22 protein-coding genes are annotated in these 23279 nt (G+C 41.7%); 13 read left to right on the forward strand and 9 right to left on the reverse strand.

Annotated features, from left to right (window positions below):
- Nucleotides 1-207: 207 nt before the first annotated feature.
- The 4 genes from GC102_RS13150 to GC102_RS13165 all read right to left on the reverse strand — a co-directional run bounded on the left by GC102_RS13150 (nucleotide 208) and on the right by GC102_RS13165 (nucleotide 5344).
- Nucleotides 208-2139: a glucosidase family protein gene (locus GC102_RS13150; RefSeq protein ID WP_171689938.1), complete on the reverse strand. Its 1932-nt coding sequence runs from the start codon at nucleotides 2137-2139 to the stop codon at nucleotides 208-210.
- A 34-nt stretch (nucleotides 2140-2173) separates the two neighbouring features.
- Nucleotides 2174-2986 carry a carbohydrate ABC transporter permease gene (locus tag GC102_RS13155; RefSeq protein ID WP_171643204.1) on the reverse strand — a complete coding sequence of 271 codons (813 nt, stop codon included), beginning with the start codon at nucleotides 2984-2986 and terminating at the stop codon, nucleotides 2174-2176.
- Nucleotides 2983-3822, reverse strand: coding sequence for a carbohydrate ABC transporter permease (locus tag GC102_RS13160; RefSeq protein ID WP_246320903.1), 840 nt, complete (start codon nucleotides 3820-3822; stop codon nucleotides 2983-2985). The genes GC102_RS13155 and GC102_RS13160 overlap by 4 nt, the downstream gene beginning before the upstream one ends.
- A 202-nt stretch (nucleotides 3823-4024) precedes the next feature.
- Entirely contained in the window at nucleotides 4025-5344 is a 1320-nt protein-coding gene (locus GC102_RS13165; protein WP_171643206.1) for an ABC transporter substrate-binding protein, read from the reverse strand.
- Nucleotides 5345-5517: 173 nt separating this feature from the next.
- On the opposite strand from GC102_RS13165, the gene GC102_RS13170 reads away from it, so the two are divergent.
- From GC102_RS13170 to GC102_RS13180, 3 genes are read left to right on the forward strand one after another with little or no spacing between them, the layout of a single operon-like run.
- Nucleotides 5518-7260, forward strand: a complete 1743-nt coding sequence (locus GC102_RS13170; protein ID WP_171643207.1) for a cache domain-containing sensor histidine kinase — start codon at nucleotides 5518-5520, stop codon at nucleotides 7258-7260.
- Complete coding sequence (locus GC102_RS13175) at nucleotides 7257-8756, forward strand: helix-turn-helix domain-containing protein (RefSeq protein ID WP_171643208.1); 1500 nt, start codon at nucleotides 7257-7259, stop codon at nucleotides 8754-8756. Before GC102_RS13170 ends, GC102_RS13175 begins: the two co-directional genes overlap by 4 nt.
- Before the next feature lie 33 nt (nucleotides 8757-8789).
- Nucleotides 8790-9980 carry an MFS transporter gene (locus GC102_RS13180; RefSeq protein WP_171643209.1) on the forward strand — a complete coding sequence of 397 codons (1191 nt, stop codon included), beginning with the start codon at nucleotides 8790-8792 and terminating at the stop codon, nucleotides 9978-9980.
- A 132-nt stretch (nucleotides 9981-10112) separates the two neighbouring features.
- Here GC102_RS13180 and GC102_RS13185 read toward each other — a convergent pair whose 3' ends face one another.
- The gene (locus GC102_RS13185; RefSeq protein WP_171643210.1) at nucleotides 10113-11300 is read right to left on the reverse strand and encodes a benzoate/H(+) symporter BenE family transporter; all 1188 of its coding nucleotides are present in this window, start codon (nucleotides 11298-11300) and stop codon (nucleotides 10113-10115) included.
- Between the two features lie 142 nt (nucleotides 11301-11442).
- The gene (locus GC102_RS13190; protein ID WP_171643211.1) at nucleotides 11443-12267 is read right to left on the reverse strand and encodes a LysR family transcriptional regulator; all 825 of its coding nucleotides are present in this window, start codon (nucleotides 12265-12267) and stop codon (nucleotides 11443-11445) included.
- 115 nt (nucleotides 12268-12382) lie between these two features.
- Here GC102_RS13190 and GC102_RS13195 point away from each other — a divergent pair, with 115 nt between their 5' ends.
- The 8 genes from GC102_RS13195 (at nucleotide 12383) to cydS (ending at nucleotide 20632) form a co-directional block, all read left to right on the forward strand.
- Nucleotides 12383-13615, forward strand: coding sequence for a cysteine desulfurase (locus tag GC102_RS13195; RefSeq protein WP_171689939.1), 1233 nt, complete (start codon nucleotides 12383-12385; stop codon nucleotides 13613-13615).
- A 227-nt stretch (nucleotides 13616-13842) separates the two neighbouring features.
- Nucleotides 13843-15285 carry a MocR-like pyridoxine biosynthesis transcription factor PdxR gene (pdxR, locus tag GC102_RS13200; protein ID WP_171689940.1) on the forward strand — a complete coding sequence of 481 codons (1443 nt, stop codon included), beginning with the start codon at nucleotides 13843-13845 and terminating at the stop codon, nucleotides 15283-15285.
- 148 nt (nucleotides 15286-15433) lie between these two features.
- On the forward strand, nucleotides 15434-16003 hold the full coding sequence (locus GC102_RS13205) for a TetR/AcrR family transcriptional regulator (RefSeq protein ID WP_171689941.1): 570 nt from the start codon (nucleotides 15434-15436) through the stop codon (nucleotides 16001-16003).
- A gap of 59 nt (nucleotides 16004-16062) precedes the next feature.
- The gene (locus tag GC102_RS13210; protein WP_171689942.1) at nucleotides 16063-17433 is read left to right on the forward strand and encodes an MFS transporter; all 1371 of its coding nucleotides are present in this window, start codon (nucleotides 16063-16065) and stop codon (nucleotides 17431-17433) included.
- A gap of 37 nt (nucleotides 17434-17470) precedes the next feature.
- Nucleotides 17471-17794: a luciferase domain-containing protein gene (locus GC102_RS13215; protein WP_171689943.1), complete on the forward strand. Its 324-nt coding sequence runs from the start codon at nucleotides 17471-17473 to the stop codon at nucleotides 17792-17794.
- Between the two features lie 362 nt (nucleotides 17795-18156).
- Nucleotides 18157-19500 (forward strand): cytochrome ubiquinol oxidase subunit I, encoded by a 1344-nt coding sequence (locus GC102_RS13220; protein WP_171689944.1) that lies wholly within the window; start codon nucleotides 18157-18159, stop codon nucleotides 19498-19500.
- Entirely contained in the window at nucleotides 19497-20528 is a 1032-nt protein-coding gene (locus GC102_RS13225) for a cytochrome d ubiquinol oxidase subunit II (protein ID WP_171689945.1), read from the forward strand. Before GC102_RS13220 ends, GC102_RS13225 begins: the two co-directional genes overlap by 4 nt.
- 5 nt (nucleotides 20529-20533) lie before the next feature.
- On the forward strand, nucleotides 20534-20632 hold the full coding sequence (gene cydS, locus GC102_RS40580; protein WP_376769369.1) for a cytochrome bd oxidase small subunit CydS family protein: 99 nt from the start codon (nucleotides 20534-20536) through the stop codon (nucleotides 20630-20632).
- Between the two features lie 68 nt (nucleotides 20633-20700).
- Here cydS and GC102_RS13230 read toward each other — a convergent pair whose 3' ends face one another.
- The 3 genes from GC102_RS13230 to GC102_RS13240 all read right to left on the reverse strand — a co-directional run bounded on the left by GC102_RS13230 (nucleotide 20701) and on the right by GC102_RS13240 (nucleotide 22336).
- A complete protein-coding gene (locus GC102_RS13230; protein WP_171643218.1) occupies nucleotides 20701-20850 on the reverse strand; it encodes an aspartyl-phosphate phosphatase Spo0E family protein in 150 nt (49 codons plus the stop codon).
- A gap of 628 nt (nucleotides 20851-21478) precedes the next feature.
- The gene (locus GC102_RS13235) at nucleotides 21479-21988 is read right to left on the reverse strand and encodes an SRPBCC domain-containing protein (RefSeq protein ID WP_171689946.1); all 510 of its coding nucleotides are present in this window, start codon (nucleotides 21986-21988) and stop codon (nucleotides 21479-21481) included.
- Nucleotides 21989-22006: 18 nt separating this feature from the next.
- The gene (locus GC102_RS13240) at nucleotides 22007-22336 is read right to left on the reverse strand and encodes an ArsR/SmtB family transcription factor (protein ID WP_171689947.1); all 330 of its coding nucleotides are present in this window, start codon (nucleotides 22334-22336) and stop codon (nucleotides 22007-22009) included.
- Between the two features lie 302 nt (nucleotides 22337-22638).
- Here GC102_RS13240 and GC102_RS13245 point away from each other — a divergent pair, with 302 nt between their 5' ends.
- Both GC102_RS13245 and GC102_RS40585 read left to right on the forward strand, forming a co-directional pair.
- Complete coding sequence (locus GC102_RS13245; protein WP_171689948.1) at nucleotides 22639-22926, forward strand: transposase; 288 nt, start codon at nucleotides 22639-22641, stop codon at nucleotides 22924-22926.
- Between the two features lie 131 nt (nucleotides 22927-23057).
- Nucleotides 23058-23222, forward strand: a complete 165-nt coding sequence (locus tag GC102_RS40585; protein WP_171689949.1) for an IS3 family transposase — start codon at nucleotides 23058-23060, stop codon at nucleotides 23220-23222.
- Nucleotides 23223-23279: the final 57 nt, after the last annotated feature.

The following is a 23279-nucleotide window of genomic DNA, read 5'->3' on the forward strand; positions in this document are numbered from 1 at the left end:
GGGAAGGAGTTTATTTTGTGATATTTTGTCGATTTTTATCATATTATGAAATTAAAATTCTGGCCTCACCTAACCTATCAGCTTTTCAATTTAAAAAAAGCCGACAGATCAAAACTGTCGGCTACATCGTCTACATTGACCCAATCGGAAGTTGCACCATTCATCAAAAAATCATGTCAGTTATTTCATTTTGATAGAGTAACGTATTCAAAATTCACACCACTGCACTTCGAACGCTGTACCTCTAACTCCCTCAAAATGCATGTTGCCTTTCTCACTGGAAACAATAAGTTCAATATGCGTACTTTGACTTTTCACGACCAAATCAAATTCTCGACCAAAAGCTTTGATCGATCGAAGAGCCATCTCATCCCAGCCTTCTGGCAATCTAGGCACACAAGCAAAGCTGTTTAATCCAGTTGGCTTAATACCGAATAAACCTTCCGTAATTACACGGCAATACAAAGCACTTTCAGCTGAAAGATGACGCTGATTCCCTTCAGGATAAGCTTCAACTGCATAAGGCACATGCTCACCCAAGAGTCTTCGACTCGAATAGGATTCCAAATAGGCTATAGCAATTTCTGTTTCTCCTGCAGCAAACATACCCCGTAACCCGTAGAGTGTAGAGCGATCCCAGAATGTAGTGTCTCCCGCTTGAGTAGCCAAACCGTCTTCTGACCACAGCCTTGGGGAAAGCAGTGCTTTAATGGTTTCCACTTTACGTTTCTCAATTCCCATCGTCAGAGGAATACAGATCCATGATCGCAAAATGTCGTTTCCATCGTAATACCGATACGTGTCGAATCCTTCAACAGTAGCACCAAAGAATTCCTCGATCGCTTCATAAAGCTCCCCGGCTGAGACCTTATATAGTTCCGCATATTCACTTTTTCCTAGCGCTCGGGCTAAATCCGCAGCATGTAAATACGCTGCATAGGTCAAACAAGAAGTAGATAGATTGGCTGAACCACTTGGGAACCTTCCTTCTAGCTCGTCAGAATCCGATGCGATTACACCCTCACTATTTTTTTGACGCTCACAATAATTAAGACACCACTCGATAGCTGGCCATAATTCCTTCGCTATTTCTTGATTGCCTGTCGCTAGTGCAAAGAGCGATGCACCATACGCATACATGGCTGCGTCTCCCCGGTCTCCTGCTCCCTCCCAAATATCAACACCTTCCGCAATGATAGAGCTAGGAATCGGTTGATAATCAGGTCCCATGAACGATGTATATAGACGCAGAGCATTGAGTGTTGCCTCATTACCAAGTTCATTCCCTAAATAAGGAAATAGCGGTCCGGCATATTCAATCTGGTCATTGGTCCAAATACCTGCGTAGTAATGCCCCCCGCCCGGACTATGCATGAGACCACCCTTTGTTTCAAAAATACTTTCTGCTGTTCTTAATTTGGCAAACTCAAACATGCGATTGAGATCAGGATTCGGAGTTTCCAAATGTAAAGATTCTTTTAATTCATCTACAAATAAGCATCTCTTCATCTGTTCTTCTGTGACATTGATCTCCTCATCTGGCTCTTTCAAATGTTTGGCATGTATTCGAACACCAAATTGTAACGACTCATTAGGTCCAAGAGTTCGTTCACCATGTGCATCATGCGTGACATCTATGAGGTAGATGCCAGACACCCCTTTTACAGTTGTTTTTGCACGTCTAGAAATGACTTCTATAGAAACAAATTGATTGGATGTATTCGTCAACACGATCTTCTCTAAAGCACTCTTCGTATCTGTAGATGGAAATATCGTTCTTTCTATAAATATCCCATTTTCTTCCACGCTATAAATGTGGAGCAGACCGTTAAATTGAAATAGACGGGGCCGTTCATTTTCACTCTTTTTCCCATTAATCTGAATAATCGGCATCATCTCAAGTTCAAAATCATGCATCATGCTCGCATGTGTATCATTTGGAATTGTCCGAAGAGTAGGCCATACAACTTTGCGTGATAATATTAATTTCCCCTCTTGGTTAATTCCATAACGGACAATCATAGAGACTTTTTTTCCGCTCATTTCCAAATGATCTTCGTGAAGCAGTTTACTGTCTTGTAATACATCCCAATGAATGCGGTTAGAACCAAGGGTCCATCTTTGTTTGTTTTCCTGCATGTTCTTCCTCCATGTATATATCTAGCACAAGCACCTATCCTTTAATGGCTCCATCCGCCATACCTTTTACAAAAAACTTTTGAAGAAACAGATAAACGACTGTAATTGGCAACATCCCCATCAAACATCCAGCTGCTACCCAATTAATATTACTTTGGAACTGTGAAATAAACATGGATAGAACAACGGGAACCGTTTGAAACTCTCTTTTTTGCAGAAAAAATAAAGAGAATTGATAATCATTCCAAACTTGGACACCAATTAATATAACAATAGTCGCAGTGATGGGTTTTAATAATGGCAAAATAAGACGAAAGAAAATAGCGTACTGATTGCAACCGTCAATGACGCCTGCTTCATCCAATTCCTTTGGAATTGTGCTTATAAAGCCAGTGTAGAGAAAAATGGTCATTGGAAGAGCAAACGTTACTTGTGCTAACGAGATCGCCCAGTACGTATTAATACCTCCAATATCCACAATCAATTTATACAGAGGTACTAGAATCGTAAGTGCAGGGATAATTAAGCATGATATGCAGACGGTGTAAATAAAATTGTTCCATTTGGTTCTATGTCTAGCCAGCGGATAGGAAGCAATCGAACCAATTAGAATAACTAGCACAAGAACGATAGCTGTGATGATTATATTGTTCAGAATCGCTTTGCCTAAGTGCGCTTGCTTCCAAACGTCCACAAAGTTACTAAGACTTAATGAAGTAGCTGGAAGCCACTTGGAACTTACATCGCTTGCACCCTTAAATGATAAGTTTATTAAAATATAAAAAGGAACAATATGAACAATCGAGATGAGCCCGATGATGAAATACTTCAAAATGTTCTTACTCACATGCTCACTTCCTTTTTACGTAGCATTCTCAATAAGGTCAAGCTGACAATACCAATGAGTATAAACATCACATTACCCAGAGCAGCTGCATATCCGGCGTCTTGTCGTGCAAAGTACAAGTTGTACATCATCGTAGATAATGATTGAGACGCATAGCCAGGCCCCCCGTTGGTCAGCGCCACAATAACGTCAAATAGCTTCAAACCACCAATGATATTGACGACAACATTAATCGTAATCGACGGCATCAATAACGGTAAGGTTACATTTTGGAAACGTGCAAACCATCTGGCGCCATCGATTGAAGCAGCTTCATAGTAATCTTTGGGTATCGATTGCAAGCCTGCCAAGTAAATAATCATCGCTACTCCCATAAACTGATAGGTGTTAACAAAAGTAATAATCCCTACAGCCACAGGGCCATTAGCGAGCCAATCGGTGGGAGCTTGATGAAACAGGATCCTAATATCGTTAATCGCTCCACCATCATATTGAAAAAAGAAATACCAAATGTAACCCATAATCAACGGACTAATAATAACTGGCAGATAAACAATGGTTCTGACCAAACCTTTTCCACGTATTTTCTGATCCAGGAACAAGGCGTATGCAAGCCCTAACAGGTTTTGAAACAGTGTGCTTCCAAGCCCATATATAAGCGTATTCTTCATCGTTATGAATATTTTTTTATCCGTGAACATCTGGGTATATTTATCCCAACCTATCCAGTTAAACGTTGGTGAGTAGCCATCCCAATCCGTAAAAGAGATTCTAATTCCTTTGACCAATGGATAAAAAATAAATAAACCAAACAAAAGCAAAGCAGGTAAGTACATGATGTTTAACGCATTTGGAGACAAAAGCAGCTTCTTAATCCAACTAGATTTATGTATTTCTACGCGATTTTTATTTTGTATCGCTTTCGTATCTACAGTATTCAATTTTTCTCTCTCCTTCCTAAACCATTGCGAGGCGGAACAAGAATAGCCCATAAACATAAATGCACGTAGGGGCTATTCTATTTCCATCTATTTATCTTTACTTTGTAACTGTTGCTCTTAAACGAGTGTATTCTTTTTTCATATTTTCAGAGAATTGCTTAGCTGTAATTCCGCCAGCAATGATATCTTGACCATTTTTACACATAACATCCCACATGCCATTCGGTAAAAATACACGGTCAAAATATGGAAGTACACGCACATCTTTATACTGCTCATAGTATTTGCTTAAATCGCCGGCATCCACTTTGGCACCTTTGATTCCTGAAGGCAACGCATTGGAAACAGCCACCAATTGAGCATTCTCAGGTTTTGCGTAGTAAGCGACAAACTTTTTGGCTGCTTCTATGTTTTTGGAATCTTTGGAGACTCCCCATGTTGTTTTTTCCCCGCCGACAAAGGTAGGGCTGTCACCTTCAACGATAGATGGAATTGGCATGAAACCAGCATTCAACTTTGGATTCACTTTCTTTGCTTCTTCAATCACATAAGCTCCGTAGAAAAGAAAGGCCGTTTTTCCTTCTGCTAATGCTTTCGCATCATCATTGTACTTAGCCGTTAAGACATCTTTGTTTAAGTAACCTTTTTTGTATAGATCAGCAAACATATTGGCGAATTTATCCCAGTTATTCCAATCAAAAGTACCATCTAGCAGCTGGGCAGAATTGTTTGTAGCGGCACTTGCATAAAGCGGAGTAGCAAAATAGTCAAAATACTGTCCCACTGGCCAGTTATCTGAACCACCCATATGGAAAGGCGCTACTGTACCACCACTTTTGGTTTTAATTGTTTCTGCCGCTTGCATCATTTGATCATACGTTTTAGGAACTGCAATGTTGTATTTTTCTAATACATCCACATTGTAAGCAATTCCTGATTTATCTTGATCCATTGGCAAAACGTATACTTTACCTTTGTCGTCAGTTACAGCAGGTTTAATAGCATCATCCAGAGCTCCTACCCAAGCTTGATCTTTCAAATCAGCCAAATACTGTCCATATCTGATTTTGGCCCAACCATGTGTAGAGAAAACATCCGGTAGATCATTACTTGCCATTTTTACTTTCATCATGTTTTCGTAATCTTTACCTGGAGCACTGAATTCAACCTTGATGGTTGGATTCTCTTTCGTAAAATTATCAGCGATGGTTTGAAGGACTTTGGCTTGTTCACCAACCACGTTTGTTGCTACACTAATCGTTACTGGCTTAGCTGAATCCTTCTTATCCTCTTGCTTTGTTTCCGTTGTAGCAGCAGGTTTGATATCGGCTGCCTGTTTGTTTGAGCCACAAGCGGACAAAATTCCTGTAGTTGCGATTAATATGCACAATGTGGCTTGCCATTTTACACTTTTCATCTTTGTCTTCCCCCTCAGATATGTTTTGTAACTGCTTACATTCATATCCTAACATGAGTAAAACCGTTTTCAATGATGGATATCTACACTCTGATTGCGATTTTCTACACAGTTCAACATGGATTGACACGTCAGCCCCCTAACTATATGCTTGTCTCATAGGAGGCGCTTTCATGACAATCAGCCTATCTCTTCGCAATAAATTAATGATTATTTTTACGGCAACCATTATTTTGCCTTTTCTTACTCTAGCGATAATTCTACCTTATTATTTCAAAAGCTTGATTAGTGAAGAAACGCAGCATGTAACCTCCGGCGCCATGAATTCCTTATCCAGAAACTTAGAAACATATTTGGATGACTTGGATCGTCTGACCTTATTACCTTATTATAACGATGAACTTATACAAGCTCTCAAAATTACCGCATACCAGTCCAATTCGAGCTTAGACGATTATACCAAACTAAGAACTTATCGTGCTCTTAATGGGGCCTTGCCCAGTTATTTGATCAATACAAGAAAAGAGATCCTAAACACAGTTATTGTGACCAAAGATGGAAAAGGATATTTGAGTAGTAGGTTTGATGCGAATAATCTTGTGCAGGACTTTCCCTTTCAGGAGCAAAATTGGTTCCAGAAGGCACTTCTAGCCAATGGTAATGCAGCTTTTGTAGGATCCCATAAACAAGACTACTTATCCGGAACGAATAACACTCGCGTATTCTCAGTAGCTCGTATGATCAAAGATCCCGATTCCAAAGAACCTATTGCTGTTATCATAGCAGATGCAGATTATGGGGCACTGAGCAAAATAACGGAAGATATTTCATTTAGTATGAATTCTATGATTGTGATTATGGATGAGGACAATCAACTGCTTTATTCCAATAAAGAAGTGCCTGACACTTTGGTGACTCAACTCTCTAACAAAAGCAGCAAGATTACAATCGGTGACCAAAAATACGTAACCCTTTCCAAAAACCTAAAATCTGCGAATTGGAATATTGTCGTGCTTCTTTCTGAGTCAGAAATGAATTCTAAAATACAATGGATTTCCACTGTTGCTATCATTGTCTCGGCCGGTGGTATCTTGGTCACTTTCATTCTTTTTATGTATTTAACCAGATGGATCGTAACACCATTTAAACAAATGAATGGCGTCATGAAAGAAGTCCGGACAGGAAACTTACAAGCACGTTTTACCTCTATCGGAAAGGATGAGATTTCACAGCTTGGACAATCCTTAAACAAGATGATTTCTCAATTGAATGATATGATTAACCGCGAATATAAAACGGCCCTTTCCTTAAAAGAAGCTGAATATCAAGCCCTTCAATCACAAATTCAACCTCATTTTCTTTACAATGTATTGACAGGATTTATTGGTTTGAATCAACTAGGTGAAAAGCGAAAACTTGAAGATGCCATATTTGCCTTGAGCGGTATGCTCCGCTATATTCTTGCCAATAATCAAACCACGACAATTGAACAAGAGTTTCAAATTTTGCAGGGATATGCCTTGCTTCAAAAACTCCGGTTCAACGAGAAACTGCAAATTGATATCGGTTACGAGAAACTTGTAGGTTCTTTTCAAATTCCTAAGCTTTTAATTCAACCGATTGTGGAGAATGCGATCATTCATGGCATTGAACCTAGCGAAAAACCAGGTCTTGTTGAAGCTAAGGCTCTTATTTATGTCCATGAAGATAAGGAATTCATCCAAATTAAAGTACGTGATACTGGGGTCGGATTCGAAATGAGTGACTTTCAATCAACCAAGCAACATATTGGAATCTCTAACGTAAAAGCAAGATTAGAAATGCTTTATCCTGATGCTAGTTTCATGATTCAGAGTAGACCTGGAGTGGGGACAACCGTTCATATTACTATTCCACTAGAAGGAGCACATTTATGAGAATTATCATTGCCGATGATGAGACTTGGGTTAGAACGACAATTAAAAATATGCTGATGGAGCTAGACATGCCTCTCGATATTGTTGGAGAAGCAAGCAATGGCGAAGAATTGATTGAAATGTCTCAATTGCATCAGCCTCAGCTCGCTTTCGTAGACATCCGTATGCCAAAGATAGATGGTCTTGAGGCAATTAGAGTAGCGAAAGAGCTGTCCCCCCAAACTAGATGGGTCATTTCGTCAGGTTCATCCGACTTCAAATACGCGCAAGAGGCCATTCGACTAGGCGTTAAAAACTACCTGTTAAAACCAGTTGACCCACAATCATTGTCAGCGTGTGTAGAGGAGATTTCAGAGGATTATAATCATGATTTGGTAAAAGGTAATGATGAATTCGAGTTTTTAATTTCTTCTTTCGTATGGGGCAACAGAACATTACAGGATTTATCAGGATTCCAATCTCATCAGTTTTCCGGCACCCTTATTTGTATAGACAGTTCCTTATCTGAATCTTTAAAGCTACAGCTGATACAAACATGGTTGAAAGAGATACAAACCCATATGAAAAAAACGATGAATCATAAAGATATCAGGTATGCCAAAATTACGCTACGCAATGGCGATTATGCGATTATAACAGCCTGGAATCCTTCGCATCGTTCAATTATGATGAGTATACGCTCAGAGTTAGTCCATTTTATTAAATCCAAGATGATCGAATATAAAACCGACTATTTTTCATTAACTGCTTTGCAAAGTGATATTAGTGATGACTTGGAAACATGTATGGGGCAAATTTCAAGTCTTCAAAACGCAGCTCCGCTAAGGGCCGTCTTACCTCATAGTGGCGTATGGTTAAAGAAAGATTTGGATTTCTATCAAAATAACGATCAGCCTATCGTTGAAATTAGCCGAACTGCTGAAAGGATCGTCCGCTATTATCAAAGCAATGAATACTTATTCTATAAGAAAGAAATAGACACCCTGGAGCGACAATTAACTTCTATTCCCCTGCATCAGATCAAAACCATTCACGCCATCTGTGAATTCTTTAATACGACCATCAAAAGAGCTTTTGACCCTAACAGTCAGTCGAAAATATGGATAGAAAAACTCAGGGAACTCGGCGAGAAGTTGTTACCTACTTCAGCTAATAAAGACTTGGCCAATCAGGATTTGATTAATCATGTCATTCGCCATATTGAGCAGCATTATATGGATGATATCGGCATCCATCAACTAGCGACCCAATTCAATATTACGCCTAATTATTTGAGTACACTCTTCAGCAAACGAGTTGGTGTCACGTTTTCGAAGTACATTACCCAGATTCGTATGCATAAAGCCAAGGAGATATTGATAGAAAAGACGAACATGAAAATTCAAGAAATAGCTAACCAACTGGGTTATTACAGCAGTAGTCATTTCATCAAAACCTTTTCGGAATTTCATGGCTCCTCCCCCTCTCAATTTAGAGAGCAGCATCTTGATAAATAAACATATAACCTTAACAATGAAAGGACGTAGATCATGCAATTGAAATCAGATATCAAGTTATTTCTGCGTATTAAGGGAGCCGGATACCTTCTGATGGCTATCGTTATTTACGGAATCGGAACTGGCATACTAGCTCCCATGAATGCGGTATATTTGAAGGATCATCTAGGTTTATCAAAAGGCGAGATCGCGTCCATTTTCTCTATCTCATTATTTCTGAACATGGTCATTACTTTATCCGTCGGCATTGTCAGTGACAGGATCAAGGGAAAAAAACCAATTCCGATGATTGCTGCTGTAATTTGCACAAGCGGGCTCATCATCTACATGCATGCTGACAATTATATAGAGGCTCTGACTGGCATGTCGATTGCCGTGGGCCCATCTGGATTGATCATGGGACAACTTTTTGCTATGGCCCGCAATCATTTCAAGAAACAAGCCGAATCCATTATGGAAATAGCGATGCTTTGGCTTCGTGCTGGGTATAGCGTTGGTTTTTTTATGGGCCTGCTGTTCGGCGCTAATCTGTATCTGATTACAGGATTCCGAGGAGTACTCTGGGGTAATGTCGCAGGATTTACGGGTCTCTTCTTGCTTCTGTTATTTTATAACGAAATTAAAGGAGCGGCTGAAACCGCAGCCATCAAGGCTGGTGAACCGTTCTCTTTGGCCATGTTGATAGCGCTCTTGATGCTTTTATGTGCTGACGCCATCCGCGGATTGTATTTACCATTAGTTTTCAACGAAAGGTTCGGAAGGCCAGATCTCATGTCGTACCTGTGGAGCGGTCAGGCCGTTTTTGAACTGTTATTCATGACCTTGACAGGTTATTGGGCGGCCAAGTTCGGGAGCAAACCCATCATGGTATTAGGCGGCATATGTGCGCTCGTCACTTATATCGTGTATACACTGTCTTCTCCTTTAGCGCTGTTTTTTACGGTCCAGCCTGTCTATTCTTTATCCATCTCTATTTTATATGGTGTAGCAATGGGTTACGTTCAGCGCATGTTTATCAACCACACAGGCTTTGGGGCCAGTTTGTACCTTTTTATCTCCCAAACAGCATCACTCATCGGCTACTTACTGCCCGTATTGATCCGAGGTATATCACCAACTATTTTTATCATACCGATCACATTGGTGATGGTTGCGCTAGTTATTATAATGAACGTGCTTTATAAAGAGAAGAGAATTTTGAAATCAGGATCTTTAGGAAGATAGCAACAGCGCATTCCACAGATTATCATCGCGTCCCGATTAGTTTTACCCTCGTCATACCACTTTTTGGTCATGGCAGCTGCTTCTTTATAGAACAGCTGCTGTTCGATCAGTTTTACGGTTACTTTCGAATCGCTAAGTCTGCTCTCCCCGTTCTGTTCTCTTGTTGAACTTTCCTTCACCGAAAATTTGTGCTGAAATGATCCCTACCAACAAAGACCATACAGGAGAGGATACCCCAATAAATGAGACGTTTGAAATCGCGATTAGAAAAGCAAACAAGGTCGAGTATCGATATGACGACTCCGAGAACGCAGCTTGCATGCTATTTAACAATACAGCTATGAGAGCAAATCCTGATAACATCGTAATAAAAGCGGAAGGCAGCATTTCAATAATCACAATGACTTTCCATGCAAATAAACCGAATAAAGTGACTAATCCTCCGGAAACTAGTGCCGCACCTAACCGATTTTCTTTCGGACCCGCTTCCTTACTGCTGCAGAGCGCGGTCATCATCCCCCCAATGTTCACGGCATGGCCTCCAAAAAAACCGGCGATAAGCGTGCCAACCCCTGAAAGTACAAGCGTCTGGTTAACTGGAGGCTGAAAGTCGTTTTTCTTCAAAGCAGCTAAAGCCACTGCAATATCGTTTGTCAGAATCAGAACGGCAATCGGAATCGCAATCGAGAAGAAACTGTGAACGGTAAAGGAAGGAATAATGATTTGAGGTAAGGCAAATTCAGCAGCCTCCGGTACTGCCGGAAAATCATATCCGATGAAAAGTCCTAAGACGCCAAAAAGTATGACCCCTAGTAACGGAGGGATTGATTTTGAAATTTTGGGGGCGATAAAAAAACCTAAAATGGCCATTCCGCCAATAAGAGGTGAATCCTTTAACGCCGGAATGATATTCACCACATATTGAAGGACCAACCCGGCTAGCATAGCATCAATAAAAGGCTTTGGGATGTAATCCAACGCTTTACTGAATAATCCTGTAAAGCCAAATATAGCGATAAGTCCCCCCGCCATAATGAAACCGGCTGCCAATTCATTCAGCGTAAATTGATCGACAACTGTGCTTAGAAAAGCAACAGCCGTGATCGAGTGTGCCCCGGCAAAAGGGATCTTGTATTTCCATGTCAATACCAAATTTAGAATACCGCCTAAGCAGTAGACACAGAACAACCAGGAAATCAGCTGCGACCGGCTAAACCCCGCTGTTTCAGCACTATTTATGATCATGATGGCGCCACCCGTGCAGGCCATCAAAGCAGACATAACGCCGGTCGATAGGTTTTGTGTATTCAGAGCTGACATATACTCCCCAATCTATCCTATTGTTTTTTCCTATGAAAAGGTAACTACTTATTTACATAATAGTAGCTTAGCCTCATTGGTATGTAACCACCCAATTTCGAGATTTCTTTCCCAACCAATCCCGCCATTCTTTCCCATCTCATCAGTCCTCTCCACTCCTTAGATGATTCAAGAAATACCAAACACTCTTGGACAGACGCTCGGCAGGCCTTGTAATAACACTCGCTACCACAGGTATTGGTGTGAACGTTGTCCAAGGCAGCAGCTTCCCATAAGATAGCTCTAAACTAGCTGCTGATTCCAAGATCACTCCATACCCCATCCCCTGCATGACAAATTGTTTAACCGTTTCGGTGGAATCGAGAGGCATGATCTCCATATCCCATTTATCGTTTATGGGTAAGGATACAACATCTCGAGGAACAATCAACTTTCGGCTATGGAATGACAACGAAGGTTGAATACCTATCAATCGCTCCTGAGCAAATGGCGTAACTCGAAATGAAAAATGATCGTCTGGCGGCTGCAGTGTCATTCCGATATCAATGCTGCCCATTCTGACTAATCTCTCAATTTCCTCATCCGTTCTTGTTTGCAGTTCTACTGTGATATCGGAATATGTTTCAGTAAACGAATACATGATTTTCGGTAGCAAATAAGCGGCGACTACTTGGGAGGCAGCTACAATGATTTTGCCTCGATTCCCTAGCCGATATTCCTCCATTGCCCGATAAATCTGCCCTTCCAAGGACAGCATGGTCTCTGCATACTCCATCAGAGTAAGTCCTGCATCCGTCACAGCGATATCCCGGCCAACAACCGTAAACAGGGGAACTCCTACTTCCTGCTCCAAACGCTTAAGCTGCATGGAAATCGCAGGTTGGCTCACATAGGTATCCTTTGCAACTTGAGTAATACTCCCCTTTTTAATAACCTGCAAGAACAAGGACAAGTGTTTAGTATTCATAAGCCCCCCAGATATATAATCAAATTATTATGATTATATAATATTAATAGTATTTGTATTATAGATCAAACCATGTCATTCTATAGTCATTCTTTTGAAGGGAAGTGTTTTCACCATGAATATCCAAGAAATAAGAGACCAATTTCCGATTTTAAAGCAGCAAGTTAATGGACATCCTCTGGTCTATTTAGATAGTTCGGCCACATCACAGAAGCCCTATGCTGTCATTGAAGCGCTACGGGATTATTATACGAATTACAACTCCAACGTTCATCGCGGTGCACACACGTTAGGTTCATTAGCTACAGATGCCTATGAGAATGCCAGAGATAAAGTCAAATCGTTTATCCATGCCAGGGAGTCGGCCGAGATCGTGTTCACTCGCGGAACAACCGCTTCATTAAATCTAGTCGCTCAATGTTATGTGAGAGAGTTTCTTAAAGAGGGCGATGAAATCTTGATCACCTTAATGGAGCATCACAGCAATCTCATCCCTTGGCAGCAGGCAGCTAATAAAACAGGGGCAACGCTTCGCTATATTCCCATCCAACCTGATGGCACCATTCGCTTAGAAGATGTCGAGGAAGCTATCACTTCGAAAACCAAGTTCGTATCCATAACCCATGTTTCCAACGTGATGGGAACTATTCATCCTGTGAAACAGATTGCTGCAATTGCCCACCGTCACGGGGCGGTTATTTGCGTTGATGCGGCTCAAAGCGCACCACATCTTCAGCTGGATGTTCAAGATTTGGATTGTGATTTTATGGCTATTTCCGGTCATAAGATGGCTGGCCCAACCGGCATCGGTGTTCTGTATGGCAAGAAAGCCCTCTTGGAACAAATGACGCCTTATGAATATGGCGGAGAAATGATCGATCACGTGGACTTATACGAATCCACCTGGAAGGAGCTTCCTTGGAAGTTTGAAGGAGGAACGCCGAACATTGCAGGCGCTATCGGGCTTGGTGCCGCAATCGATTTCCTGCAACAAATCGGGTTACCTAATATTCGTCAGCATGAGAATCATCTGGTCAACTATGCATTAGAGCAGCTTTCATTAATTGAAGAAATTTCGATCTATGGCCCGAGGAAGCCCGAACTAAGAAGCGGCTTAGTCACCTTTAATGTGTCAGACGTACATCCCCATGATCTCGCAACCGTTCTGGATTCAGAAGGAATTGCCATTCGAGCGGGCCATCACTGCTGCCAACCTTTGATGAGATGGCTTAACGTTTCATCCACAGCTCGTGCGAGTTTTTATCTTTACAATACGGAAGAAGATATTGATGCTCTCGTTAAGGGTTTAAAGCGGGCCATATCTTATTTCAAATATGTATCTCAATGACAATTTGTTGGAATAGTTCGGTTACTACACTGCGAATTCCATGGAATATTTTTCAATTATCACGCGAATAATAACCAGAACCTTTCTTCATTCTTGCACTTTTTATCCCCACTATTATTAAAAGATTAGCGAGTTTGTCATATATTCTATTTGAGAGTTCAACAACGAATTCATGAACTGTATTATACTATGGATTAAATTGATATTTCTCAAAGATGGTGGTATTCATGCGCAAACCTGACCGAACGAGTAAAAAACCTCTCTATCAACAGATCTCAGATGAGATGGAGAGGAGTATTATATATGGCGAATATCCGCCAGGAAGTTTCTTGCCTTCTGAACGTAAGCTAGCCGAACGACTGGAAGTAAACCGAAGCACCGTTGTACAGGCCTATGAGGAATTACGTGCAAGAGGAATAGTCGAAAGTATCAGCGGAAGCGGTACCATGGTCAGCAACCATATTTGGGGTATTAGGCCCAATTTAACACCTAATTGGCGTCAATATGTCGAAGGTGGCACTTTTGCCCCTAATCTTCCATATATTCGCCGAGTCCGTGAGGTTCTACGTGAACGAGAATCAATCATTGACTTTGCTAGTGGCGAGTTATCTGCTGACTTATTCCCCAATGAAGCGATTAAGCAATTAATGAGGGACATTCCTTTCGAAGCCTACTTAGGATATGACGATCCTAGTGGGTATTTGCCGCTTAGAGAGACTCTTGTAGGTTTTCTGGAGGAAAGATTACGTATTCGAGCGACAGAAGCTTCCATCCTTATCACCTCCGGCTCACAGCAGTCTCTGTATTTGATTATGCAATGTTTGTTAGCTCCTGGGGATGCGGTTGCCATTGAAGACCCGTCTTATTACTATTCTTTGTCCATGTTCCAATCTGCCGGGCTCCGTATTTTTCGCTTACCCGTAAAAGAAGATGGCATCGAACCCGAAGACATTATGAATTTGTACCGCCAACATCGCATTCGCATGATTTTCTTGAATCCGAACTATCAGAACCCGACTGGGACGATCCTTCATGCATCTAAAAGAGAGGCCTTGCTAAAGATCGCTGCAGAACTCGGTATACCCATCGTAGAAGATGATCCTTTCAGCCTTACTTCCTTTGATCATTGTCCTCCTGATACGTTGAAATCCATCGATACTCACGGTTCTGTACTCTATGTCGGCTCCTTATCCAAGGTTGCAGCTTCAGGATTACGGATCGGTTGGTTGGTAGCTCCTCAGGCTGTCGTACAACGATTAGCGGATGCTCGCCAGCAAATGGACTTTGGCCTAAGCATTGTCCCACAGTGGCTTGCTAATAAATTTCTGGGATCGGATTTGTTTGATCAACATATACACTTCCTAAGAGACTCCCTTTCTCTGAAGCAGCATGTCATGATTCGATCCCTTCAGCAAGAATTGCCTGATCAAATCAGCTTTACACCGGCTCGTGGAGGTCTAAATTTATGGTGCACCATCCAGGACAAGCTTGACGATCAGAAGTTATTGGAGGAAGCGATAAAACGAGGGGTTGTATTTATGCCAGGAACCGTATTTGGTTCTGAGCCAGGACATCTAAGATTATGCTTTGCTCGTCCCTCAATGGATGAGATCGCGTCTGGCATATCCAAACTAGCTCAGGCTTTTCATGCATTAACACAGAAATGTTAAAAGGATTGTGAAAGCTGCCCTTCGCTATTTACATAGGAAGGGCAGTTTATTATTTTAAAAAGTTGTGCTTCCAGTCCTTGACATTGCAGATCAGCTCTCATACAATAAGAAATGTAAGTAAGTACTTGCATTAAAGAAGGGTAGATTAATGAGCAACAATCCAAGTACGAGTGATAAACTTCTGTTAGCAACAATCGATCTCATGGCGGAAAAAGGGTATGATGGCACGACTACTAAGGAAATCGCTGCTGCTGCCGGAGTGAACGAAGTCACGCTTTTTCGCCATTTCGGCACGAAAGAGAAGCTGTTAGCAGCTGCCTTCAACCGTTATCACTATGCCTTAGAGATGACAAAGCTTTTTAACGAATCTTTGACAGGCGAGCTGCATGAGGACCTTCTTATTATCAGCCGAAAATATCATTATCTCATGAATCGTAATAGAAAACTGTTTCAGATCATTCAAAAAGGAAGCAGCATTCTCCCTCCAGAAGTATATCAGGAGGCCCACCGCCATCCTCAGGAACTTAGGAAGCTTTTAACGAATTATTTGATTTCCATGTCTGAGCAAGGTAAAGTGATAACTTCAAAACATGACATACAGGCATATGCATTCATGTTGATGAATCATGGTGCGTTCAATAGCAACTTTTCCCCCATAGATTTGGACGAATTTATTGAAGAAAGCGTGCGGTTATTCGCTAGGGCATTAACTCCCTAGCTTTTTTATAAACTACAATGCAAGTATGTACTTGCATTCATACAAAGGAGCGATAAACCATGAATTCTGAAACCATGCTGCAAAAAGGTCCTATTTTAATGCGATTATTGTTGTTTACCGTTATGATGTCATCGATGAGCGCCCTAATGTTTAACGTTGTGCTCCCGCAAATCAGCGAGGAGTTTCATCTTACCCTTGCTCAGGTGAGCTGGCTGTCATCCGCCTATACGCTTATCTACGCGTTTGGAACCGTGACTTATGGGAAACTTGCGGACAGATTCCAACTGAAGAGCCTATTAACGTTCGGACTGACATTGTTTGCGGCGGGTTCTCTAATGGGGCTCGTTTCCCAAACATTCTGGTTCGCTCTACTCGGAAGGTGCCTGCAATCTGCAGGGGCCGCGGCTATTCCGGCAATTGCATTGATTATCCCTGTACGGTATTTTTTACCTGAAAAGAGAGGATCCGCATTAAGCATGACAGCCGTCGGGATTGCCCTTGGAAGCGCTCTTGCACCTGTTATTTCCGCGATTGTCGTCAGCGTTGCCAATTGGAGATGGCTGTTTCTGCCTTCCCTATTAATTTTATTATTGCTGCCGCTATATCGAAAATATCTCGAGTATGAAGTGAAACAAGCTCCGCGTAAATTCGATTGGCTTGGCGGAAGCTTGCTCGCCGCATCCATTGCGCTGCTTCTGCTTGGGGTCACAAATCGATCATTGTGGTATTTGGTTATCGGTTTAGCAACCTTATGCCTCTTCATCGTACGAATTCGTACCGCCGAAGAACCTTTTTTCCAACCTCAGTTGTTTCGTAACAAGAAGTATACCATCGCAATAACACTGGCGTTTCTCATTAGTGGCATAGGCATCTCCTTGTATTTTTTAACTCCAATTCTGTTTTCACAAGTTTATCATCTTGGTTCCAATTGGATTGGTTTCGCCATGGTCCCTGCTGCGGCAGCCTCAGCACTTCTGGGGAGAAGAGGCGGGAAACTAGCTGATCTAAAAGGCAATTCATACCTGTTCTCTGTTGCTTCCGGTTCTTTATTTACCTGTTTTGCCTTATTGTCTATCTTTACAGGAATCTCGCCTCTATGGATTTCATTCTTTTTGATTTTTGGTAACGTAGGCCAATCTTTCTTGCAGATTGCAATGTCCAATTCCGTTTCAAGATCATTGCCCAAAGATCAGGTTGGCGTGGGCATGGGTCTTTTCTCGATGGTCAGTTTTATAGCCCAAGGAATAGCTGCAGGCATTTACAGTATTGTGGTTGCACAGGGTCCCTCCGTTCATTGGAATCCGTTAAATGTCGATCCGAACAATTACCTATTCAGCAATTTTTATCTCGTTCTTGCCGCAATGCATGTGGGGATCTTGTTCTTCTACCACTTGCAATTCCGTACCAAGAAACCAAGCGTTGCAATTTAACATTGAACAAATCACGATTAGGGGAGGGAACATAAAGATGAATGCTAATGTGAGGCAAATTTTTATCGACCAATTGCTTTCATGGCCAGAAGTAACTCAGCAGCCACACCGTTTCGGAGGTATTGAATTTCTGTTTATCGGAAAAGAAATTGGTCATCTACATGGAGATCATCTAGTCGACTTACTAATGCCAAAATCGTTTCGCGATCAGCTTATAGTTTCAGGGCGTGCGCAACCCCATCATATATATCCTGATTCTGGTTGGGTATCTGTTTATTTAACGTCAAATGAGGATGTTACTAACGCCATTGAACTTCTACGATACAAGTATGATTATCTAGTGGCAAAACGAAATGAATGATGATAAGAGCACTCCCTATTATTTAGTTTGTTGTCGATGGAGAACCCTCAGGCATTTTGCCTGAGGGTTTTTCTATATGTATGAATATCGACATGGTTTATTATTCACAAAAATGTCGCATTGGGAATCAAGTACATGGAGTAAAATTTCATAATATTGGCATTCTATTAGGATGTAACCATTCAATCTGCCCTACAGTAGGTGATCAAATAGATAAGTACAAAAAGCAAGAAAAATGGCTAATTTGGCTATGTGTCATTGTCGCTTCTCTCATGCTTCTTTCCTGGATTCGACAGATGATCACATATTCGTAAAAAATGCTTTCCCAAGCAATTTTCAAACTGAAAAGGAGTACATCACCTATGACTTATGATCCCGTGCTTTATAGCCGAATGCTAACAGAGCTCACATTCGCCTTCCATATTATCTTCGCTACCGTAGGTGTCGGTATTCCCATCATGATCGCCTTCGCCGAGTGGTCTGGCATTAAGCGAAATGATCCTTACTACCTGCTTCTTGCGCGGCGCTGGGCACGTGGCTTCGTTATAACTGTAGCTGTTGGTGTTGTCACCGGAACTGCGATAGGTCTCCAGCTCAGCCTGCTGTGGCCGAGCTTTATGCGCGTTGCTGGCCAAGCTATTGCCTTGCCTTTGTTTATGGAGACCTTCGCATTTTTCTTTGAAGCTATATTCTTAGGCATCTATCTATACACTTGGGATCGATTCCGCAAGCCCATCACTCATTTTCTGCTCAGTATTCCGGTCATGCTCGGATCCTCAGCGTCTGCTTTTTTTATCACAACCGTTAACGCATTTATGAATACCCCGCAGGGCTTTAAGCTGAACAACGGCTCCATTACAGACATTAAGCCACTTATAGCCATGTTCAATCCCGCTACTCCAACGAAGGTCGCACATGTGCTTTCTTCAGCATATATGACTAGCGCCTTCGTCCTTGCGGCGATAGCCGGCGCTGCTCTGCTTAAGAAGCGCGAATCGCTCTATCACCGTAAAGCACTCAAGCTAACGATGATCGCTGCTCTTATTTTTTCAATTACAACTGCACTCATTGGAGACCTTTCCGGGAAATTTTTGGCCAAATACCAACCCGAGAAGCTGGCTGCTGCTGAATGGCATTTTGAGACGGCTAGACAAGTGCCGCTTGTTCTAGGGGGGATTTTAACAGAAGATCATAAGATTAAATACGGGTTGAAAATCCCATTCGCCCTAAGCATTCTAGCTCACGATAACCCAAATTCCGAAGTTAAGGGCTTAAATGAAACACCTGTTGCTGAACGTCCACCACTTATTGTTCATTACTACTTTGATTCGATGGTCACGATAGGCATCTTCCTTACGGTACTTTCTATGGCATCTGTTTGGATGGTTTACAAATTAAAGAGTGTCCAATATCCAAGTTGGCTGTTGAAGTTGATCGTCCTTTCTGGCCCCCTTGCCATTATAGGGATTGAATTGGGTTGGATTTATGCTGAGGTAGGCCGACAGCCTTGGATACTTCGAGGTTATATGAAGACCGTCCATGGAGCGACCACCTCCACACATGTGGATCTGATGCTCCTTTTGTTCTGCATCCTATATGTAGCGATTGGGTTAACTTTGGTCAAAGTGCTAAGGAAAATGTTCAAGAACAGTGATGTACAAGAAGAACTTAAGAGCAGAGGTATTGAGGGGGGACCTGCACAATGAAGTACGAGTTAATCGGCATTACAGTCCTATGGATATTTCTGTACGGCTATCTGATCGTTGCTTCCATTGATTTCGGGGCAGGCTTCTTCAGCTATTACTCCTACGCTACAGGAAAAAAACATCTCGTTGAAAACATCATCAAACGTTACCTATCGCCCGTATGGGAAGTAACGAATGTTTTCCTAGTTTTTTTCTTTGTTGGCATTGTTGGCTTCTTTCCCGATAGCTCGTATTACTTTGGGACAGCCCTTTTGGTGCCTGGCAGCATCGCGATTGTGCTACTTGCGATACGCGGCTCATACTATGCTTTTAGTATATATGGACAAATGCAAAAACAAAGTCACTTGTATACATTTTTGTATGGAGCAACCGGCCTCCTCATTCCTGCTTCCTTATCGACCGTCCTGACGATATCGGAAGGTGGCTATATGACAGAAGAGAATGGCAAGGTTATTTTACACTTTAGCAAGCTCTTCACAAGCTCCTATTCCTGGTCAGTTGTGCTGCTTGCACTTGTTAGCGTTCTGTACATTTCTGCGATGTTTCTTTCCTACTATGCCAACAAAGCGCAGGATTATGAAGCACTTGAAATCGTTCGAAGCTACGCACTAGGCTGGAGCCCGCCAACAATCGTGTGCAGTATATTTGTTTTTTTCGCTATTCGCTGGCACAATCCGGAACATTTTCAAGCTATGCTTGATTTGTCTTGGATGTTCGTTGCTTCGTTACTATGCTTCTTGGCTGCGGTGTATCTGATGTTTAAACGAAAAAGCTTTGGCTGGGCATTTATACTTGTTATGCTGCAATTCGCCTTTGCCTTCTTCGGATATGGAGCTTCCCACTTGCCCTATATCCTTTATCCGTTCATTACCATACACCAGAATTTCACGAACGATGCTATGGCTATCTCGCTAATTGTCGTTTTCCTTGCTGGATTATGTCTGCTTATTCCATCACTTGTTCTACTGATGCGACTGTTCCTGTTCGATGCTGAATATGTGCGAGGGAATCCCTCCAAGAAAGGGTGAGGATTATGGATTTCTTTCTGCTTATGATTGCACCTCTTCTACTTGTGGCGTTTTCCCTCGGGATCTTATTCATGATGTTCTCAAGAGGGCAGGATAAGTTATAATCGATCTTAACTAAAAAAAGAGGATATGCAGTTGCATATCCCCTGGTCCATTCTCTATAAAAGTACTATCATTTTAACTCTTGAAAGTTAACAATATATTCATCTAATTTTTGACTAAGATCTACTACTTTCTCATGCGTAAAACTTCCGCGTATATACGCCTCTTCTATCATTTCAATGCGTAATGCTTCGATTTTTTCTAATAGTAGTAGTTCCATATCACTTATTCACACCAATTCTGTTCAATAATGGTTTGTATACCTATTATAAAACAGGATGCTGTAAAAGGTAATGATTGGGTGGATAAACTTTATGACAAATTTGTGAAATATTATTTCAACATTGAATAATATTTCTGTTTTTTTGCGTCTTAATGTCACTTACTGTTGAGGGGTAACTAACATTATCGAACATGGTTGTACGGAACGACAAAGTTGTATTTTATACAGCAATAAGCAAGCTAAAACGCGTTATTTACGCGAAAATTGTAAAAAATAACCAACAAAAGTAGCTCTATTGCCTATAAAAAGGCTGAAATTGTTTCAGGAAGAGTGCCCATCTGGTTAAAGTGCAAGCGGAGACGATGTTTTTCATCGTTAAAGTTGCGTATGAGCACGTACGAGTGACTGTAACGATGAAATACATCGCTACAGTAGCAGGAAGAGTGCACATCTGGTTAAAGTGCATGCTGAGACGATGTTTTTCATCGTTAAAGTTGCGTATGAGCGCGTACAAGTGATTGTAACGATGAAAAACATCGCTACACTTACTAGGATCACATAGTTTTACCCACTAACTCCTAAAATAAGCCGCCGGCTATATGCCGGACGGCCTTGTGATAAGAGATTATTGAATGGATTGCAGATGCTCTTCGAGACGATCCCAAGTTTCAGTAATTCCTTGCTCCATACCCATTTCCATGACGGTTTTGAGCGCTTCGGGTGAAGCGTATTTTGAGCGGCTGACAAGCTTCGTCTTGCCTTCAAATTCTACAAAAGTCATCGTTACGTGAGACGACGGCATACCCTCCGTTTCATTCCCTTCGGCATCCGAGAAGTAATCGACGTAAATGATTTTCTCCGCCTCAACGATTTCATCATAGACTGCTTTGCCCCAAGATTCGTATCCATAAAAATCCCCTTGGTTCTGATCGATACACTTCATGCAGTAATGCCAGATACCGCCCGGACGAAAATCGACGTTGCAAACTGTAAGCGTCCAACCACGAGGTCCCCACCAGTGCTTTAGATGCTCTGCCTCGGAGAATGCTTTGAATACAAGCTCGCGCGGCGCGTTAAAAACACGCTCCAAAATTAGTTCCTGACCCTCTACCTTGGAAATCATTTTGTTTGACATTGAAAATCCTCCTAAAATTTAGTTTTGGTTATTTTGTTTGTTTTTCAGCTTCTGCAGGTAATTCTCCAGAGCGTCAAGTCGTTCATCCCAGACACTGCGGTAGGTTTCAAGCCAACTATCCAGTTCTTGAAATGGTTCCAAACGAAGTTTGTAGTTCCGGCGATTGGCAACAGCCTGCACCTCGACTAGTCCAGCCTCCAGCAGGACACGTAAATGCTTCGAGGCTTGAGGCTGGCGAAGCCCAAGGCCATCGGCGATATCCCCTACTGTCAAGGGACCTTCTAACAAGAGTTCAACAATGCGTAAACGGTTGAGTTCGGCCAGTGCGTTAAATGTTGTGTTATCCATGATGATGATTTCCTGTTCCAGTTCTAGTCAAGTCAGGCCACCTCGTTTCGTTAGCAAGTTACCTTATTTCTATTTACAATATACCCTAATCGGAATATTCCTGTCAAGGAATATTGAAAATTAATTTGTGAGTGCTCGAGCAAGATTTGTATATAGCGAGTGGGTTCAATCCAATATACATTTATGCCTGCCTACCCTTCACTGTACTTATGCTATGGTAACATGAAGTTTTAGACTTTTTAGTAGACACTCACTACGGGACCTTTATAATAATAGATATAAATTCAAGGTCGAGGTGTGGCATGGGAAACCAACGCGAAAGTTATGATGAGGAATTTAAACGGAAAACAATTGAACACATGGAAACGGAGAATAAGAGACCAATTGAAGTTGCCAGAGAACTAAATATCCCTAAAAGTACCTTAAGTCGTTGGATTAAACAGTATGGAAGTGGTGCTGTGGAAGCACAAACCCAAGTGTTTGCCGACTATGAACGAATGAAGAAACTGGAACAAAATATCCTCGAGTTACGGGAGGAAAATGAAATTTTAAAAAAGGCGAAGCACTTCTTCACAAAGGACCCGCGCTGATTTATCCGTTTGTTTTTAAACACCGCTTCCAGTATCGGGTCGAGAAGATGTGCTCCGTATTACACGTATCAAGAAGCGGATATTACAAATGGCTCACACGCAAGCCTAGCTCTAGTGAGAAGCGAAGGATCATGCTTGAAAAACGAATTCAGTATTATTTCAAAAAATCCAAACAGCATTATGGTAGCCCCAGCATCACGGAAGATCTGCGCAAAGAAGGTCACACGGTGTCTTCTAGAACAGTTAGTCGTCTCATGAAGAAACTAGGATTACAGTCACGCTCCGAGCGGAAATAGAACGATAATACAAAAAAAGAAGTGCGTCTAAGTAAACGCACTTCTTTCTAATTCCGA

It is taken from the genome of Paenibacillus germinis (assembly GCF_013141785.1).
Classification (GTDB): Bacteria; Bacillota; Bacilli; order Paenibacillales; family NBRC-103111; genus Paenibacillus_E; species Paenibacillus_E phytorum.

Excerpts from the sequence above, each read along its gene's own strand:
- GC102_RS13220 (WP_171689944.1), top strand. The coding sequence starts at position 18,157 with ATGACTTATGATCCCGTGCTTTATAGCCGAATGCTAACAGAGCTCACA.
- GC102_RS13225 (WP_171689945.1), top strand. The coding sequence starts at position 19,497 with ATGAAGTACGAGTTAATCGGCATTACAGTCCTATGGATATTTCTGTAC.
- GC102_RS13210 (WP_171689942.1), top strand. The coding sequence starts at position 16,063 with ATGAATTCTGAAACCATGCTGCAAAAAGGTCCTATTTTAATGCGATTA.
- GC102_RS13180 (WP_171643209.1), top strand. The coding sequence starts at position 8,790 with ATGCAATTGAAATCAGATATCAAGTTATTTCTGCGTATTAAGGGAGCC.
- GC102_RS13170 (WP_171643207.1), top strand. The coding sequence starts at position 5,518 with ATGACAATCAGCCTATCTCTTCGCAATAAATTAATGATTATTTTTACG.
- GC102_RS13190 (WP_171643211.1), bottom strand. The coding sequence starts at position 12,267 with ATGAATACTAAACACTTGTCCTTGTTCTTGCAGGTTATTAAAAAGGGG.
- GC102_RS13215 (WP_171689943.1), top strand. The coding sequence starts at position 17,471 with ATGAATGCTAATGTGAGGCAAATTTTTATCGACCAATTGCTTTCATGG.
- pdxR (WP_171689940.1), top strand. The coding sequence starts at position 13,843 with ATGCGCAAACCTGACCGAACGAGTAAAAAACCTCTCTATCAACAGATC.
- GC102_RS13245 (WP_171689948.1), top strand. The coding sequence starts at position 22,639 with ATGGGAAACCAACGCGAAAGTTATGATGAGGAATTTAAACGGAAAACA.
- GC102_RS13195 (WP_171689939.1), top strand. The coding sequence starts at position 12,383 with ATGAATATCCAAGAAATAAGAGACCAATTTCCGATTTTAAAGCAGCAA.
- GC102_RS13240 (WP_171689947.1), bottom strand. The coding sequence starts at position 22,336 with ATGGATAACACAACATTTAACGCACTGGCCGAACTCAACCGTTTACGC.
- GC102_RS13150 (WP_171689938.1), bottom strand. The coding sequence starts at position 2,139 with ATGCAGGAAAACAAACAAAGATGGACCCTTGGTTCTAACCGCATTCAT.
- cydS (WP_376769369.1), top strand. The coding sequence starts at position 20,534 with ATGGATTTCTTTCTGCTTATGATTGCACCTCTTCTACTTGTGGCGTTT.
- GC102_RS13185 (WP_171643210.1), bottom strand. The coding sequence starts at position 11,300 with ATGTCAGCTCTGAATACACAAAACCTATCGACCGGCGTTATGTCTGCT.
- GC102_RS13175 (WP_171643208.1), top strand. The coding sequence starts at position 7,257 with ATGAGAATTATCATTGCCGATGATGAGACTTGGGTTAGAACGACAATT.
- GC102_RS13165 (WP_171643206.1), bottom strand. The coding sequence starts at position 5,344 with ATGAAAAGTGTAAAATGGCAAGCCACATTGTGCATATTAATCGCAACT.
- GC102_RS40585 (WP_171689949.1), top strand. The coding sequence starts at position 23,058 with ATGCTTGAAAAACGAATTCAGTATTATTTCAAAAAATCCAAACAGCAT.
- GC102_RS13235 (WP_171689946.1), bottom strand. The coding sequence starts at position 21,988 with ATGTCAAACAAAATGATTTCCAAGGTAGAGGGTCAGGAACTAATTTTG.
- GC102_RS13205 (WP_171689941.1), top strand. The coding sequence starts at position 15,434 with ATGAGCAACAATCCAAGTACGAGTGATAAACTTCTGTTAGCAACAATC.
- GC102_RS13230 (WP_171643218.1), bottom strand. The coding sequence starts at position 20,850 with ATGGAACTACTACTATTAGAAAAAATCGAAGCATTACGCATTGAAATG.
- GC102_RS13160 (WP_246320903.1), bottom strand. The coding sequence starts at position 3,822 with ATGTACTTACCTGCTTTGCTTTTGTTTGGTTTATTTATTTTTTATCCA.